Origin of the sequence: Flavobacterium sp. TAB 87 (assembly GCF_001529295.1) — a bacterium.
GTDB lineage: Bacteria > Bacteroidota > Bacteroidia > Flavobacteriales > Flavobacteriaceae > Flavobacterium.
In genome coordinates this window covers 46508-62803 of sequence record NZ_LLWK01000029.1, presented here as the reverse complement: position 1 = coordinate 62803, position 16296 = coordinate 46508, and the positions used below count along the sequence as shown (strand labels likewise).

General features: G+C 34.4%; 18 protein-coding genes and 1 tRNA gene. 10 read left to right on the top strand and 9 right to left on the bottom strand.

Annotation, left to right across the window (positions count from 1 at the left end):
• Nucleotides 1-51 precede the first annotated feature (51 nt).
• On the bottom strand, nucleotides 52-747 hold the full coding sequence (locus AP058_RS02655) for an OmpA family protein (RefSeq protein ID WP_066306669.1): 696 nt from the start codon (nucleotides 745-747) through the stop codon (nucleotides 52-54).
• Nucleotides 748-764: 17 nt separating this feature from the next.
• The gene (locus tag AP058_RS02650) at nucleotides 765-1244 is read right to left on the bottom strand and encodes a lipocalin family protein (protein WP_066306666.1); all 480 of its coding nucleotides are present in this window, start codon (nucleotides 1242-1244) and stop codon (nucleotides 765-767) included.
• 181 nt (nucleotides 1245-1425) lie between these two features.
• Between AP058_RS02650 and htpG the strand changes: the two genes are divergently transcribed.
• From htpG to AP058_RS02615, 7 genes are all read left to right on the top strand, one after another.
• Nucleotides 1426-3309 (top strand): molecular chaperone HtpG, encoded by a 1884-nt coding sequence (gene htpG, locus AP058_RS02645; RefSeq protein WP_066306665.1) that lies wholly within the window; start codon nucleotides 1426-1428, stop codon nucleotides 3307-3309.
• A 168-nt stretch (nucleotides 3310-3477) separates the two neighbouring features.
• A complete protein-coding gene (locus AP058_RS02640) occupies nucleotides 3478-4371 on the top strand; it encodes a DMT family transporter (protein ID WP_066306661.1) in 894 nt (297 codons plus the stop codon).
• Between the two features lie 84 nt (nucleotides 4372-4455).
• A complete protein-coding gene (locus tag AP058_RS02635; protein ID WP_066306660.1) occupies nucleotides 4456-4809 on the top strand; it encodes a DoxX family membrane protein in 354 nt (117 codons plus the stop codon).
• A 68-nt stretch (nucleotides 4810-4877) separates the two neighbouring features.
• A complete protein-coding gene (locus AP058_RS02630; RefSeq protein WP_066306658.1) occupies nucleotides 4878-5714 on the top strand; it encodes a sterol desaturase family protein in 837 nt (278 codons plus the stop codon).
• Between the two features lie 110 nt (nucleotides 5715-5824).
• Nucleotides 5825-6103 (top strand): DUF2805 domain-containing protein, encoded by a 279-nt coding sequence (locus tag AP058_RS02625; RefSeq protein ID WP_066306656.1) that lies wholly within the window; start codon nucleotides 5825-5827, stop codon nucleotides 6101-6103.
• A 102-nt stretch (nucleotides 6104-6205) separates the two neighbouring features.
• Nucleotides 6206-8068, top strand: a complete 1863-nt coding sequence (locus tag AP058_RS02620) for a peptidase M61 (protein ID WP_066306654.1) — start codon at nucleotides 6206-6208, stop codon at nucleotides 8066-8068.
• 122 nt (nucleotides 8069-8190) lie between these two features.
• On the top strand, nucleotides 8191-8901 hold the full coding sequence (locus AP058_RS02615; RefSeq protein ID WP_066306651.1) for a DUF4369 domain-containing protein: 711 nt from the start codon (nucleotides 8191-8193) through the stop codon (nucleotides 8899-8901).
• Nucleotides 8902-9028: 127 nt separating this feature from the next.
• On the opposite strand, the gene AP058_RS02610 is transcribed toward AP058_RS02615, so the two are convergent.
• From AP058_RS02610 to idi, 6 genes are all read right to left on the bottom strand, one after another.
• Nucleotides 9029-9102: transfer RNA gene (locus tag AP058_RS02610), tRNA-Thr, on the bottom strand.
• Nucleotides 9103-9180: 78 nt separating this feature from the next.
• Nucleotides 9181-9447 (bottom strand): hypothetical protein, encoded by a 267-nt coding sequence (locus AP058_RS02605; protein WP_066306648.1) that lies wholly within the window; start codon nucleotides 9445-9447, stop codon nucleotides 9181-9183.
• Nucleotides 9448-9502: 55 nt separating this feature from the next.
• Nucleotides 9503-10471, bottom strand: coding sequence for a type I phosphomannose isomerase catalytic subunit (locus AP058_RS02600; RefSeq protein WP_066306646.1), 969 nt, complete (start codon nucleotides 10469-10471; stop codon nucleotides 9503-9505).
• Between the two features lie 62 nt (nucleotides 10472-10533).
• The gene (locus tag AP058_RS02595; RefSeq protein WP_066306644.1) at nucleotides 10534-10992 is read right to left on the bottom strand and encodes a peroxiredoxin; all 459 of its coding nucleotides are present in this window, start codon (nucleotides 10990-10992) and stop codon (nucleotides 10534-10536) included.
• A complete protein-coding gene (locus tag AP058_RS02590; RefSeq protein ID WP_066306642.1) occupies nucleotides 10993-11403 on the bottom strand; it encodes a 6-carboxytetrahydropterin synthase in 411 nt (136 codons plus the stop codon).
• 9 nt (nucleotides 11404-11412) lie between these two features.
• Entirely contained in the window at nucleotides 11413-11940 is a 528-nt protein-coding gene (idi, locus tag AP058_RS02585; RefSeq protein ID WP_066306639.1) for an isopentenyl-diphosphate Delta-isomerase, read from the bottom strand.
• A 290-nt stretch (nucleotides 11941-12230) separates the two neighbouring features.
• On the opposite strand from idi, the gene msrB reads away from it, so the two are divergent.
• Together msrB and msrA are read left to right on the top strand one after the other, a co-directional pair.
• Complete coding sequence (gene msrB, locus AP058_RS02580; protein WP_066306636.1) at nucleotides 12231-12779, top strand: peptide-methionine (R)-S-oxide reductase MsrB; 549 nt, start codon at nucleotides 12231-12233, stop codon at nucleotides 12777-12779.
• 7 nt (nucleotides 12780-12786) lie between these two features.
• Nucleotides 12787-13416 (top strand): peptide-methionine (S)-S-oxide reductase MsrA, encoded by a 630-nt coding sequence (msrA, locus tag AP058_RS02575; protein ID WP_066306633.1) that lies wholly within the window; start codon nucleotides 12787-12789, stop codon nucleotides 13414-13416.
• Nucleotides 13417-13470: 54 nt separating this feature from the next.
• Here msrA and AP058_RS02570 read toward each other — a convergent pair whose 3' ends face one another.
• Nucleotides 13471-15039: an NAD(P)/FAD-dependent oxidoreductase gene (locus AP058_RS02570; RefSeq protein WP_066306631.1), complete on the bottom strand. Its 1569-nt coding sequence runs from the start codon at nucleotides 15037-15039 to the stop codon at nucleotides 13471-13473.
• A 316-nt stretch (nucleotides 15040-15355) separates the two neighbouring features.
• Here AP058_RS02570 and AP058_RS02565 point away from each other — a divergent pair, with 316 nt between their 5' ends.
• On the top strand, nucleotides 15356-16291 hold the full coding sequence (locus AP058_RS02565; RefSeq protein WP_066306629.1) for an alpha/beta hydrolase: 936 nt from the start codon (nucleotides 15356-15358) through the stop codon (nucleotides 16289-16291).
• Nucleotides 16292-16296: the final 5 nt, after the last annotated feature.

The following is a 16296-nucleotide window of genomic DNA, read 5'->3' as shown; positions in this document are numbered from 1 at the left end:
CTGTTTCTATAAGTAGAAACAGCTTTTTGTGTAATGTAGGAACAGTGAAAATTATTTCGCTGCTTCTGTTTTAGCATCTTGTACCATTTTATCATTTGCTGTAATAGCAAACTCTACTCTACGGTTTTGACCTCTACCATCTGCAGTATCATTACTAGCAATTGGATCAGCAATTCCTAAACCTTCAGATTTAAAACGACTAGAAGATAATCCTTTAGAAACTAAATATGTTTTTACTGCTTGAGCTCTTTGTTTAGATAAGTTTAAGTTGTATTCCGCTTTACCAGTGTTATCTGTGTATCCAAAAAGTTGAATATCAGTATCACCATATTCTTTAAAAACAGGAATTAATTTATCTAAATTTGCTTTAGCTTGAGTAGTTAAAGATGATTTGTTAGTATCAAAACGAACAGCATCTTCTTTAAGAATTAAGTGAATTCCTTCACCAACTCTTTCTACATTAGCTCCAGGCAATGCTTGATCAATTTCACGCGCTTGTTTGTCCATTTTGTTACCAATCAACGCTCCAGTTCCACCACCAACAGCAGCTCCAATTGCAGCTCCCAAAGCAGTGTTTCCACCTTTACCAAGATTGTTACCCAAAATTCCACCAATTACCGCACCAGCAGCAACTCCAATTCCAGCACCTTTTTGAGTGTTATTTGCATTTTTTACTGAATCGCAACTTACAAATAAACCACTAAAAATCATTAATGCGCTTAAACCTAATATCTTAATATTTTTCATCTTTGTCTTTATTTAAATTAATTTCTTTGAAATTGGTACGTTACGCTTTTTGCTTGCCCACCAACGGTAATTTGGTCGATCAACTGAAAAGAATTTTCTGTCTGATTGGCTACAGTTAATAGGTAACCTGTTTTAACTTTTTTAGATTTTAATCCTTCATCTAAAACTTTCAATACAAATAAACCTTGTTTGTTAATACTCCAAACAATTGCAGATTCGTATCCCGTACAATCAGCTACATTTAAACTAACGGATCCTTTATTATTATTCGAAATAAATTTCCAGTTACTTCCAACGAAACATTTTGAGTCAGCAATATCGAAAGAAGTTACTTTAATATATTCTGAACCAGGAAAGCTTACACTAGTTAAAATCCAGTTTCCTTTAATTGCAACTTGCGATGACTTATCTAATTTTGTAGAAAGTGCATTTGGGTCTGCAGACTTGCATGCAAATAACGAAAGCGCTATCATGCATATAAAAATAATTTTTTTCATTGTTATGGTATTTTATAATTAATACTCCTACAAAGGTACATTGCAAATAATTTGATTTTGTTTAAAAATTATTTTTTTTTGTTTCAAAATTAACACCTCCGACAATTTGTCATTTACAATTACATTGGTATTCTATTTGACTAGATGAGAATCATCAAGTTAAACTTAAATTTTAAAAAATATGACAACAGGTAAAATTAATGTTTCAGTAGAAAACATCTTTCCCTTAATCAAAAAATTCTTATATAGTGATCACGAAATCTTCTTACGTGAGCTAATTTCGAATGGAACTGATGCTACTCTAAAGCTCAAACACCTTATAAGCATAGGTGAAGCTAAAGTAGAATTTGGAAATCCGTTTATTGAAATCAAGGTAGATAAAGAAGGTAAAAAGATCCACATTATCGATCAAGGTTTGGGAATGACTTCGGATGAGGTTGAAAAATACATTAATCAAGTTGCTTTTTCTGGAGCCGAAGAGTTCTTAGACAAATACAAAGATTCTGCTAAAGATTCTGGAATTATTGGCCATTTTGGACTCGGTTTCTACTCTGCCTTTATGGTTGCAGAAAAGGTAGAAATCATTACTAAATCATACAAAGATGAGCCAGCAGCACATTGGACTTGCGATGGTAGCCCAGAATTCACTTTGGAACCAGCTGACAAAACTTCACGCGGAACAGAAATTATTCTTCATGTTGCCGAAGACTCTTTAGACTTTTTAGAAGATTCTAAAATTGCAGGTTTATTGAATAAATACAATAAATTTATGCCTATTCCGATTAAATTCGGAACAAAAACAGAAACACTTCCAAAGCCAGAAGATGCTCCTGAAGATTACGTAAATGAAACGGTTGAAATTGATAATTTCATCAACAACCCAAATCCAGCTTGGACGAAGCAACCAACTGAATTATCTGATGAAGATTACAAGTCATTCTACAGAGAATTGTATCCAATGCAATTTGAAGATCCGTTGTTTCACATTCACTTAAATGTAGATTATCCATTTAACTTAACCGGAATTTTATATTTTCCTAAGTTAGGTTCTGATTTGCAAATTCAAAAAGACAAAATTCAGTTATACCAAAACCAAGTTTACGTTACTGATAATGTAGAAGGAATTGTACCTGAATTTTTAACGATGTTAAAAGGGGTGATTGATTCACCAGATATTCCGTTGAACGTTTCTCGTTCTGGATTACAAGCAGATGGTGCGGTTAAGAAAATCTCAAACTATATTACTCGTAAAGTTGCAGATAAACTAAAAGCGCTATTCAATGAAAATCGTGCTGATTTTGAAGCAAAATGGAACGATATTAAAATAGTTCTAGAATACGGAATGTTGTCTGAAGATAAATTTTACGAAAAAGCAGGTGCATTCGTTTTATACCCAACGGTAGACGACACCTACTTTACTTTAGAAGAATTAAAAGAAAAAATCAAAGACAATCAAACTAATAAGGACGGTAAAATTGTTGTTTTATATGCTGGTAATAAAGAGGCACAGCACTCTTATATTGAAACAGCAAAAGACAAAGGATACCAAGTATTATTGTTAGATTCTCCGATTATCTCGCATTTAATTCAAAAAATTGAAGGCGACAATTCAGATATTACTTTTGTTCGTGTCGATTCTGATCATGTGGATAACCTGATCAAAAAAGATGAAGAAACAATTTCTAAATTATCAGAGGAAGAAAAAGAAAATTTAAAAACTTCTTTAGAAACTTACATTCCAAAAGCATATACCGTGCAATTGGAAGCAATGGACAGCCAAGCAGCTCCTTTTATAATTACGCAACCAGAATTTATGCGTAGAATGAAAGAAATGAGTCAATCTGGCGGTGGCGGAATGTTCGGAATGGGAAACATGCCCGAAATGTACAATTTGGTTGTAAATACCAATTCTGATTTGGCTTCAAACATTTTAAATACCGAAGACAAAACACACCAAGAGCACTTAGTTAAACAAGCGCTTGACTTGGCTAAATTATCGCAAAACTTACTAAAAGGAGAGGCACTAACTGCTTTTGTAAAACGTAGTTTTGAAATGATTAAATAAGTTTATCCAACTTTATCACTATTAAATCCTGTAAGATTAAATCTTACAGGATTTTTTTTTGAATCAAGTAGGCTAAAAGATATTTTAGAAAACTAAAATTTTATAAAAATTTCAATCCGTTAAACAAGTAGAAATGGCTTATCTTTGCACGCATTTAAAATAAAAAAAATGGCTAAAACGAATGTTTTAAAAGGAGTTTTTCTTGTAGCAATCGGCGCTTCAAGCTACGGAATGTTAGCAACTTTTGTACGAATGGCTTATGATGAAAATTATACAACTGCCGAAGTTACGACTGCTCAATTTGTTTTAGGAATTACTGGATTATTGCTGATCAATTTATTTCAAAAAATAAAAAATAAAAATGCAGGACGAAAAGCAAGTCCAAAAAATATTTTTCATTTGATGCTCGCAGGGACATCAATGGGAATGACCAGTTTATTTTACTACTTGGCCGTACGATACATTCCGGTTTCTATCGGAATTGTGATGCTAATGCAAACGGTTTGGATGGGTGTTTTATTAGAATATTTCTTGGATAAAAAGCTGCCTTCCAAACAAAAAGTACTTGCCGTGGTCATAGTTTTGATTGGAACTGCTTTGGCGACAAACATTCTTCAAAACGAAGTCGCTCTAGATTGGCGCGGTTTAGTGTTCGGGATTTTTGCAGCCGCTTCTTTTACCACTACTATGTTTACAGCCAACCGAGTTGCAACCGAAATTTCTTCGGCACAACGTAGCTTATTCATGCTATTAGGTGGTGCTGTAATTGTTTTTACTTTTGCTGCTGTTACACAAATCAGCCCTTTTAATTTAGAGATTTTTGCAAAATGGGGAATCATTCTAGCTTTATTCGGAACCATTATTCCGCCAATGTTAATGAATGCGGGTTTTCCATTAACCGGAATTGGGCTAGGAAGTATTGTTTCGGCACTAGAATTACCAATATCGGTATTGATGGCCTACATTTTACTAAATGAGCAAGTGGTCTTTTTACAATGGCTGGGCATAGTTTTAATAATTCTTGCTATTGTTTTAATGAATATTCGTCTAAAGTCATCTTGATTAAAACTACAAGGGGTAAAGAAATTTAACCCCTTCGTAAAATACTGTTGCTATTTTTGCTAAATTCGTAGTAAACCTACTATTATGAATTTACCTTGGCATCTCTATTTAATGGCTCTAATTTATATAATTGCAGGATTAAATCATTTTAGAAACCCGAGAATGTACCTAAAAATCATTCCGTCGTACCTACCCAATCCAAAATTATTAAATCGTCTTAGCGGATTTGCTGAAATTATTTTAGGAATTTTGTTAGCGGTACCTGCTACTACAACTTATTCAGCTTGGGGAATTATAGCGCTTTTAATTGCTGTTTTTCCGGCCAATCTATTTATGGTTCAAGAGCAAAGAGCAAGTTTTGGTTTACCTAAGTGGGTCTTATTGTTGCGTTTGCCGTTGCAAGTTCTTTTAATGTGGTGGGCGTTTCTATATACGTAGTTTTAAAACTATTTTAAAGAAGCACTTATCGCAAATTTGTTTGTCTAATCGCTTAAAATGGTAGTTGTATGAATGAGCTTGTATCCTATTTCAGCACGATTTCTTCATTGCACCGCAGCTTAATTTTAGTGGGTGGCATTACTGTTTTTTGGTTAATCGAAAACAACTTTCCTTTATTTCAGCTGCAGTATCACAAATGGAAACACGCCAAAATCAATTTCTTTCTTACGTTTACTACTATTCTAATTAATTTTGTTTTAGCATTTATATTACTTCAAACTGCCGATTGGACGATAGCCCATCAATTCGGAATTTTACAGTCGCTTCCTGAAATGTCACTTTTACTTTATACCATTATCGGCCTTTTACTTCTTGATTTAATCGGTGCTTACTTGGCTCATTTAGTTGAACATAAGATAAAATTCTTGTGGCGCTTTCACATTATTCACCATACGGACACTTGGATAGACACTACGACTGCTAACAGACACCATCCAGGAGAAAGTGTAATTCGATTTGCCTTTACTGCTTTAGGTGTCTTAATCGTCGGCAGCCCGATGTGGTTGGTTTTCTTGTATCAATCTTTGTCGGTAGTGGCTTCACAATTTAATCATGCCAATATAAACATGCCTAAAAAGCTAGATAAACTATTAAGCTACTGTATCGTTTCTCCCAACATGCACAAAATTCACCATCATTATGTCTTACCTTATACCGACAGTAACTATGGAAATATTTTTTCGATTTGGGATCGATTATTTGGCACATTTACCTATTTACCAACCGACAAAATAATTTACGGAGTAGATACCCATATGCTAGAAAGCGAGCATAATAATCTCGGAAAGTTATTAGAAATTCCGCTAAAAAAACAACGCACGGCACTACCTATTAAAAAAGAATAAAAAAAAGGTGTTTAAGCTGTGAAGTGATTATTATTTTTATTAATATTGGTATGTAAATTGAAAATCAATATATTAATCATTAAACACAAATTTGAATTAATTTTCACGTGATGAAAAAGAGTAACCGAAAAGAATTGAATTGGGACGAAACAGAGAAGGTAGTAGCTTTAGCTCTAGAAGAGAAAAATCCATTTGAAATCATAAAAAAACAATTTGGACTTTCTGACACAGAAATTCTCGAGATTATGAAAAAGAAGATGCCCGCTGAAAAATTTGAGATGTGGAAGAAAAAAGCGCTCGGAAGCAAACCAAAACCAAAACCTGTAAAAATTGATGATTTTGACGAGGATTTGGATGGTAAGTATTATATAAAAAACAAATTCGACTAATAATTTACAAAGCTCCTATTCAGGAGCTTTGTTCTTTTTATAACTAATAGGATGTAACAAAAAACGGTGTTACAAGACCAATTGCAAAACCAACTTATATTTATGAAAAAAATTGTTCTAACACTCGCCCTTTCGTTATCGCTATTGAGTTGTAAAACAGCTGCTGTCTCTACCGCTGGCAAAACCTCCAAAATCGTACAGGTTCACCTCAACTTAAACGATGTTATTGCAGATAAAGTTGCCGTAACCGTCACTCCTCCAAAAATAACGACAGAAGAAATTACGTTCAGTATCCCTAAAATAGTCCCAGGAACCTATTCTGAAGACAACTATGGAAGATACATTGATGATTTAAAAGCATTTGATGCTAAAGGAAATTTGCTTGGAGTTACAAAAACAGATGAAAACAATTGGATTATCAAAAACGCCAAAGTCTTATCTAAAATAACTTACCTAGTAAATGACACTTTTGACACTGAAAAAGGACAAGGTTTTGGGAAAGACGATGTGTTTTCTCCTGCTGGAACCAATATTTTAGCCAACGCAAATTTTGTAGTGAATACTCACGGCTTTATTGGCTATTTACAAGGCAAATTGGATAATCCGTATAAGGTTACAATTACTCACCCTGAAACACTTTGGGGAGCAACATCTATGACAGATGAAGACGCAAGCAATACGATTGACGTTTTTACTACTACTCGATACGCCGATTTGGTAGAGAATCCAATTATGTATTCGAAACCTGATTACACATCTTTTGATGTCAATGGAATGAATATTCAAATTGCTGTGTATTCTCCAACCGGAAAAATTACTGCGGAAAGTATCACGCCAGAAATGAAAACAATGATGACGGCGCAAAAAAACTTTTTGGGTTCTATTGATGCTACAAAAAAGTACAGCGTCTTATTGTATTTATCGACCACAAAAGCAGACGACGCTAAAGGTTTTGGCGCTTTAGAACACCCAACGTCGACGACTGTTGTTTTACCCGAAATGATGCCACAAGAAGAATTACTAAAGTCATTAAAGGACATTGTTTCGCATGAATTTTTTCATATCGTAACGCCATTAACTATTCATTCGAAAGAAATTCATGACTTTGATTACAATGCTCCAAAAATGTCAGAGCATTTATGGATGTACGAAGGTGTAACCGAATATTTTGCAAATCTATTTCAAATCAACCAAGGATTAATTACCGATGATGATTTTTACGGTCGCATGGCCGAAAAAGTAGAGCAAGCAAATGCAATGAACGACACGATGTCGTTTACCACAATGAGTAAAAATGTACTAGAGCAACCCTATAAAGATCAATATTTAAACGTTTATCAAAAAGGTGCTTTAATTGGGATGTGCATTGATCTTATTATTAGAGAAAAAAGTAATGGCAAAAAAGGCATTCTAGATTTGATGCATCAATTATCTAAGGAATATGGAGTTCACAAAGCCTTTAATGATGCTGATCTGTTTGCAAAAATCACAGAATTAACCTATCCTGAAGTAGGAGAATTTTTAAAGGCACATGTTTCTGGAACAACTCCAATTGCATACGATACTTACTTTGCAAAAGTCGGCGTTACTCCATCAGTAATCAAGAAACCAGGAAATGTATTTTTGAAAGGCCAAAAGCCATACATTACTATAAACCCGCAAACCAAAGCAATAATGGTGATTCCTGCAATCGAACTGAATGACTTTTTCACGAACTTAGATTTAAAAGGAGGTGACGAAATTTTAGTAATTAATGATGTTACCTATTCTTTAGAAAATATTTATGATTTAATAACTATCAGTCAAACTTGGAAAGAAAACGACCCGATTACTGTAAAAATTATTCGAAATAAAAAAGAACAGACGATCAAAGGAAAAGTAAAATTACCTTATGAGAACAGCGGCAGCTACAAAGCAACCGATAACAGTAAAAATGCATTGCGTGAGGCGTGGTTAAAAGGCTAAAAATAACGCTTATTGACAAAATACCGAACTAAAAATAGTTCGGTATTTTTTTTATAAAATCAGTTGCGCAAATAGTTTCTTTTCAACAATTTTCTCTATTTTGCACGAAATTTAAAAAGACAATGAAAAAAACTATTATTGCATTGGTATCTGTAATACTCTTAGCTTCGTGCAGCAAAACACCTTCAAAAGACAACTTGCACTTGACAGGTGACATTAAAGGATTAAAAAAAGGAACGTTGTATATTCAACGTGTAATCGATACTAATTTAGTGATCATCGACAGTATTTTAATTGATGGAGATTCTCGTTTTGAAGCCAATCTTGATTTAAAATCACCAGAAATGCTGTACTTGTTTTTAGATCGAGGAGTAACTAACTCAATGGATAATAATCTTTTGTTTTTTGCTGAACCAGGCGAAATGAAAATCGAAACCAATTTGGATGGATTTTTAACGAACGCAAAAATTACGGGTTCAAAAAATCAAGAACTATATGAAGAGTACAAGAAAATGAATTCTCGTTTTAATGACGAAAGTTTGACATTAGTAGAACAAAAGTTTAAAGCGATTAAATACCAGGGACAAAATGTAGTTGACAGCTTAACTGCTAGACAGCAATCAAATATTAAACGTAAATATTTATACGCGACAAACTTTGCCATAAACAACGCCAGTCACGAAATTGCACCTTATATTGCTTTATCTGAGATTTACGACATCAACATTAAGTATTTAGATACCATTCAAAAATCAATGGCACCAAAGGTCGCAGAATCGCTTTACGGTAAAAAATTAACCGAATATATTAAAGAGATCAAAAAGCAGGAATAATACTTTTATAAAACTTATTTAAAAGACGTACTACAGTTGTAATACGTCTTTTTTTTTGAGGCCAATTTGGCATAAAAATCAGGCATAAAAAAAACCATCATATCTCTATGATGGTTTTTAAACTCTGAGCCGGCGGAGGGACTCGAACCCACGACCTGCTGATTACAAATCAGCTGCTCTAGCCAACTGAGCTACGCTGGCGACTCATTACGGGTGCAAATATAAGCGGGAATTTCGTTTTTCCAAAATAAATTTACACTTTTTTATCGTTTTTTTTAATTACAATTCGTTGATTTTAGCAATCAATTGATTTGCAGTTTGTTCCAATTCAACATTGATTTGTTTGAAGTGAACTTTTTTATTTTCTACGTGTTTTTGATTCACTTTTGTGATCAAACTATCAAAAGAAGCGATAGCTTCATCAATGATAGCGTTCGTTTCTGGAGTAGGATTTCCTGAAGTTGATACTTCGAACAAGTAAACTGCTTCAATAATATCTGCTAATACAAAATTGATATCTTTCTTTAAATTCTTAACGTTTGCCATTTTTATCTTTATTAAATTTCGACTGCAAAAGTACACATAATCTTTCTATTACTGACTATGAAATGTAAATTTCTAAAATTGAAGCATTTCCACTGATACCAAACTCATTAAGAGCTGCTGGAATTAGTACGGTATCCCCTTTTTTATAGGATAGCTTTTGTCCTTCAAATTCTATTTCAAAAGATCCTTCGACACACATATAAACGGTAAAGGAAGCTCCGTCCTTTTTTACATTAATTTTATTTTTTAAAGGAATAAAGTTGGTGGTAAAATAAGGGCAATCAACCATAGTATTCGATTGATCAATGGTGGTGGTGTATTCTTTCTTCGTTTCTACCTTATTATAGTTAATTGCATCCAAAGCCAACTCTACATGTAATTCTCTAGTATTTCCGTTGGCGTCTTTACGATCAAAATCATACAAACGATACGTAATGTCTGAAGTTTGCTGAATTTCGGCAATGACCAAACCAGCCCCAATGGCGTGAACTGTTCCTGTTTCTAAAAAGAAAACATCACCTACATTAACTGTTACACTATCTAAAAGAGAGAGCAATGTCTTGTTTTCTAAATTTTCGACATACTCTTCTTTACTTGAATCTTCTTTAAATCCAACAATAATACGAGCATCTTTGTCTGCTTGCATGACGTACCACATTTCAGTTTTACCAAAAGAGTTGTGTCGCTTTTTTGCCAGTTCATCATTTGGATGCACTTGAATCGAAAGATCCTCTCGAGCATCTAAAAATTTAAATAATAACGGAAATTGTTTTCCGAATTTTTCATGAACAGCAGCTCCTAAAATTTCATTAGGAAACTCTTCGATAACAGCACTTAATGACTTCCCTGCAAAAGAACCTTGTGTCACCACACTAACGTCTCCTTCTACCGTAGATAATTCCCAACTTTCCCCAGTAATTTTTGAAGTAATTGGTTTATTAAATAGTGTTTTTAATTTTTCACCGCCCCAAATTCGTTCTTTTAAAATGGGATGAAATTGTAAGGGATAAAAGGTATTGCTCATGATATTTATTTTTTACAAATTAGAAAAAAAATATTCTAAAAATGTGGTACTATTTTCTATAATTACGATACAAATTCGGTAAGTGTTTCTAAAGCTTTCTCGATATGTTTAGAAGCATTCATACTATCAAATACCATAACAATAACTCCATTCTTATCCACAATATATGTCACTCGACCCGGAATTAACCCGAACAAATGATCGCGAACTCCAAATAACTTGCGAATGTCTTTACTTTTATCAGACAATAAAATAAAAGGCAGTTCGTACTTTTTTGCAAATTTTTTATGTGACTTTGCACTATCACTGCTGATACCAATTACTTCTACTCCTAAATCTTTAAAGTCTTCGTATTGATCTCTAAATCCGCAGGCTTCTGTTGTACATCCTGGCGTGTTGTCTTTAGGGTAAAAATAAATTACCAATGGTTTTCGCCCCACTACGCTTTTACTTTCAAAGACATCTCCGTGATTGTCTTTTGCGCTAAAGTTGGGTATTATATCTCCTATTTTCAATGACATCTATTCTCCTTTATAGGTTACAAAATTCCGTTCTGTCTCATATAAGACGATTTCTAAATCAAAATCGGCTCGTAATCTTTTTTTTATTTTATTCCAAATCACAACTGCAATATATTCGGCTGTTGGATTCAAATTTTCAAATTCAGGTACATCTAAGTTTAGATTTTTGTGATCAAAAGGAAGTTCGACTTCCTCATATATTATGTTCGCTAAATCTTTAACATCTATAACAAATCCAGTTTCGACATCAATTTTACCGGTAACACTAGCGGTCAATTGGTAATTGTGTCCATGAAAATTAGGATTGTTACATTTTCCAAAAACAGCATCATTCTTCTCAAAAGACCAATCTTTTCGATAGAGTCTGTGCGCTGCATTAAAATGGGCTTTTCGTGATATAGTAACTCTCATATCTGGGATTTAAATAGTGTGATCTTCTAAAAAATGATAAAATTTATCAAAAATAATCTTGAACCAGATGGTATATTTTTGCGGATTTGTAACCATATCTGATTTAATATCTTCAATTTTCATCCATTTCCAAGCCTCTACTTCTTCTGGATTAATCTTTGGCTCCTCATTGCAATAGCCAATCATTACATGATCTAATTCATGTTCGGTTAAACCATTGTCAAAGGGTGCTTTGTAGATAAAATGAAATAACTCTTTTAAATCGGCGGTAAAACCCATTTCTTCATCGAGTCTTCTGGTTCCTGCTTGGATATTGGATTCTCCTTCACGTTGATGACTGCAACACGTATTGGTCCAAAGCAAGGGCGAATGATACTTATGAGCGGCTCTTTGCTGCAACATGATTTCTTTTTTATCATTCAAAATAAATACCGAAAATGCACGATGCAATACTGCTTTTTCGTGCGCTTCTAATTTTGGCATCAATCCGATTGGTTCATCATTGGTATTAACAAGGATTACTTTTTCTTCTGTCATAGATCATAATTGTTACTAACAAAAATACGAAAAAAGAACCATTTATAAAGGCTATATAAAGTTTGTGATAAGTTTAACTAAGGCGTTAATACTCAAATTTATACCTTTACATGACTGAAAAACAGTGTTGTTTTTTAGTGATCTAAGAATAGTATAAAAACCAAAACTTCTTTTTTGACGTATATAAAAGAAACATAAAAACTTTGCTGTTTGGACTGTAAGTTAATCCAACAAATTACAATGATATCCAAAAAATATAAGCGACCGCAAACGAAAAAATCCTAGTAATTATGAAAACAAAATCGATCCTTTTTAACTTTCTATTTATTATTCCTCTTTTTGTACTACAAGCGTGCGGACAAAATAATCAGACAAAAAAAACAACAATGATGGAAAATAAAATTGAGAAACAAAACAATCCCTATTATTCAAATACTGACACCAAAAAACTGAATGTAACTGATGCCGAATGGAAAAAAGTTTTATCCGATGACATTTATGCCGTAATGCGAGAAGCTGACACCGAACGTCCTTTTACGGGCAAGTATTGGAACGCAGATGTAAAGGGAACATATTATTGCGCGTCTTGTGGAAATTTGCTTTTTAAATCTGGTGCTAAATTTGCAAGTAGTTGCGGCTGGCCAAGCTTCTTTGAGCAAGAAAACAAGAAAAGTGTAATTTACAAACAAGATAATTCCTTAGGTATGGAACGAACCGAAGCCCTTTGCGGCAGATGCGAAGGACATTTAGGACATTTGTTTAATGATGGCCCACCTCCAACAGGAAAAAGATATTGTATGAATTCGATTGCCTTGGACTTTGTACCAGATACTAAATAAAAGAAAAATGAAAAAACTATTTATACTCGGTCTTTTAGCGCTATCTGTTAGTGCTTGTGGCCAAAAATCGAAAGAATTAAAAATAAGTCCAAAAGGAGCGAACTTAGAAACGATAACGCTTGGCGGTGGCTGCTATTGGTGCGTCGAAGCTGTTTATGAACAATTAAATGGCGTGCAATCTGTGGTTTCTGGTTTTTCAGGAGGACAGAAAGCAAACCCGACTTACGATGAAGTGTGCACAGGAAGAACGGGTCATGCCGAAGTGATACAAATTACGTACGACAAAACGGTAACCAATATTAATGAAATTTTTAAAGTGTTTTTTACCGTTCATGATCCAACTACACTGAACAGACAAGGCGGAGATGTAGGAACTCAATACCGTTCTGTGATTTTCTACAACAGTCCGAGCCAGAAAAAAGCAGCGGAAAGCGTTATTGCTGAATTGAATGCAGCCAAAGTATATCCCGATCCGATTGTTACGGAGATAGCGCTGATTGGAAAATTTTATGTAGCCGAAGATTACCATCAGGATTATTATAAAAACAATAAAAGTCAGCCCTATTGTAAAATGGTAATTCAGCCAAAATTAGATAAGTTTGAAAAGGTTTTTAAAGATAAAATGAAGAAGTCTTAAAGTGAAAAGGAGCTGAAACTAAAAATTTTAACTCCTTTTTTTATAGTATTAAAACTAAATTTTATTTTGCAGTGCTTGAGCAATCATTAGTGCACATTTTTCACCATCGATAGCAGCCGAAATAATTCCGCCAGCGTAGCCCGCTCCTTCTCCGCAAGGATACAATCCTTTAATTTGAAGATGTTCGTAGGTGAAATTATCTCTCGGAATTCGCACTGGAGAAGATGTTCTACTCTCGGGCGCATGTAAAATTGCTTCGTTGGTCAGGTACCCACGCATAGACTTACCAAATTCGGTAAAACCTTCTCTTAAAATTTGAGATAAAAACCCAGGAAAAACTGCTCCCATTTCTACTGAAGTGGTGCCTGGAACATATGATGTTTTTGGAATGTCGGCTGAAACTTTATGTTGCGTAAAATCAACCATTCGTTGTGCGGGCGCTTTTTGGGTTTCACCAGCCAAATGCCATGCCTTTTGCTCAATGCTTTTTTGAAATTCCATTCCGGCCAAGGCCCCATGTTTTTCAAATGGTTTAAAATCTTCTAATTTTAATTCGATTACAATTCCAGAATTCGCTGTGGGTTGATCGCGTTTGGAAGGCGACCATCCGTTCGTAACTATCTCTCCTGGACTTGTCGCACAAGGCGCAATTACACCGCCGGGACACATACAAAAAGAATACATACCACGACCACCCACTTGTTTTACAATTGAGTAAGGCGCTGGCGGTAAATGGTCTCCTCGATAATCGCAACTGTACTGTATTTGATCGATTAACGATTGCGGATGCTCTGCACGAACACCCAAAGCAAAGGCCTTTGCTTCTATTAAAATTTTCTTTCTATCTAATAATTGAAAAATATCACGGGCTGAATGTCCAGTCGCCAAAATTAATTTATTGGCTGCGATAGTTGTTCCATCTTGAATAAGCACTCCTTGCACTTCATTATCTTTTAATAGAATATCTATTACGCGAGTATCAAACAACACTTGTCCTCCAAATTCTTTGATCTTCTCTCGAACGTCTTCAATTATTTGCGGCAATTTATTGGTTCCAATGTGCGGATGCGCATCTACCAAAATATCTGGAGTGGCACCAAAAGCAACTAACAACTCTAAAATTCGAGTGACATCTCCGCGCTTTTTGGAACGTGTGTATAGTTTACCATCCGAATAGGTCCCTGCTCCTCCTTCGCCGAAACAGTAATTTGAATCTTCGTTCACGATGTGATCACGATTAATTGCTTTTAGATCGCGACGACGACCACGAACGTCTTTTCCTCTTTCAATTAATATGGGTTTCAATCCTAACTCTATTAATTGCAAAGCGGCAAAAAGTCCCGCAGGCCCAGCGCCTACAACAAGTACTTCTTGCGCATTAGAGACATCTTTATAAATTGGTAATTCAATTGTTTGCGCAACAAATGATTCCCCTTTCATAAAAACACTTACTTTTAAATTGAATTTGACTGCTTTTTGACGCGCATCAATAGATCTTTTTAAAATACTAACATGTTGAATATCGGCAGCGGCTATCTTTAATTCTTTAGACAACTGCTCTTTAAGCATCGATTCATTGGCGGCAGTTTCTGGAGAAACCTGTAATAAAAGTTCTTTTGGCATGATGCAAAGTTAGAAAAAACCAAAGCATTTACATATTGTTTTTTCGAGTCTGTAAAAACAAAGCCTTTTTCATTTTGTATTGCTTTACAAATGCAAATTGAAAATCATGAAGCTCTATAAACACAGAAGACATAGTCTAATATTCTGTTTTACTTTTACATTAAAGAAAATAAAAGTTTTACGACCTAAAGGATTTCATAAGTAGTACTAATTTCATTTTTAAAACCAGTATACATTCAATAACTAACTAGCTCCTTCTTTAAAAAACACAGCAAATAAATTTTAAAAAATAGTTTAACTTGCCCAAAAATAAAAAATGAAACAATTCTCCCTCTATAATGTATTGTTTATTCTTTTACTAACAACTGCAATCTCAACAATGAACGCACAAATGAAAACAATTCCTTTATGGGAAAATGCTATTCCAAATAGCATCGAAAATAAAGATTATGTAGAAAAACACGAATCAGAAAACGGAACTTTAAAAAGTGCTCGATTGGTGTCGATTCCGACTTTATCAATTTATATTCCCAAACAAGAAATTGCCAATGGAACTGCAGTTCTAATTTTTCCTGGTGGCGGTTACTCTCATTTAGCGATAGACAAAGAAGGTTTTAAAGTGGCCGAATGGTTAAATACTTTAGGCATTACTGCTTTTGTTTTAAAATACCGTTTGCCTAGTAACGTGATCATGACTGACAAAACTGTCGCACCATTACAAGATGCACAAGAAGCCATGCGTTACATTCGTAGCAAGGCTATTGAATTACACCTTAATCCCGAAAAAATAGGAATAATGGGTTTTTCCGCTGGCGGTCATCTTGCTGCCACTTTAGCAACTCATTTTGCTGATTCTGTTTATCATACTACAAACAAAATAAGTGCACGACCTGATTTTTCGCTCTTGATTTATCCCGTAATTTCTATGAATAAAGAAACTACGCACTTAGGCTGCAGAGTAAATTTATTAGGAAAATCGCCTTCTGAAGAAATGGTGAAAAAATATTCAGGAGAGTTGCAAGTTACCAAGGACACGCCGCCCGCATTTTTGGTTCACGCCACAGATGACAATGCAGTTCCCGTAGAAAATAGCATCAATTATTACTTGGCTTTAAAGAAAAATAACATTCCAGCAGAAATACACATATACGAAAAAGGAGGCCACGGTTTTGGCTTAGGCGTTCAAGACACTAGCAAATACTGGACACAAGCTTGCGAAGCATGGCTAAAAAGCAATCATTTTAGCAAGTAATAAAG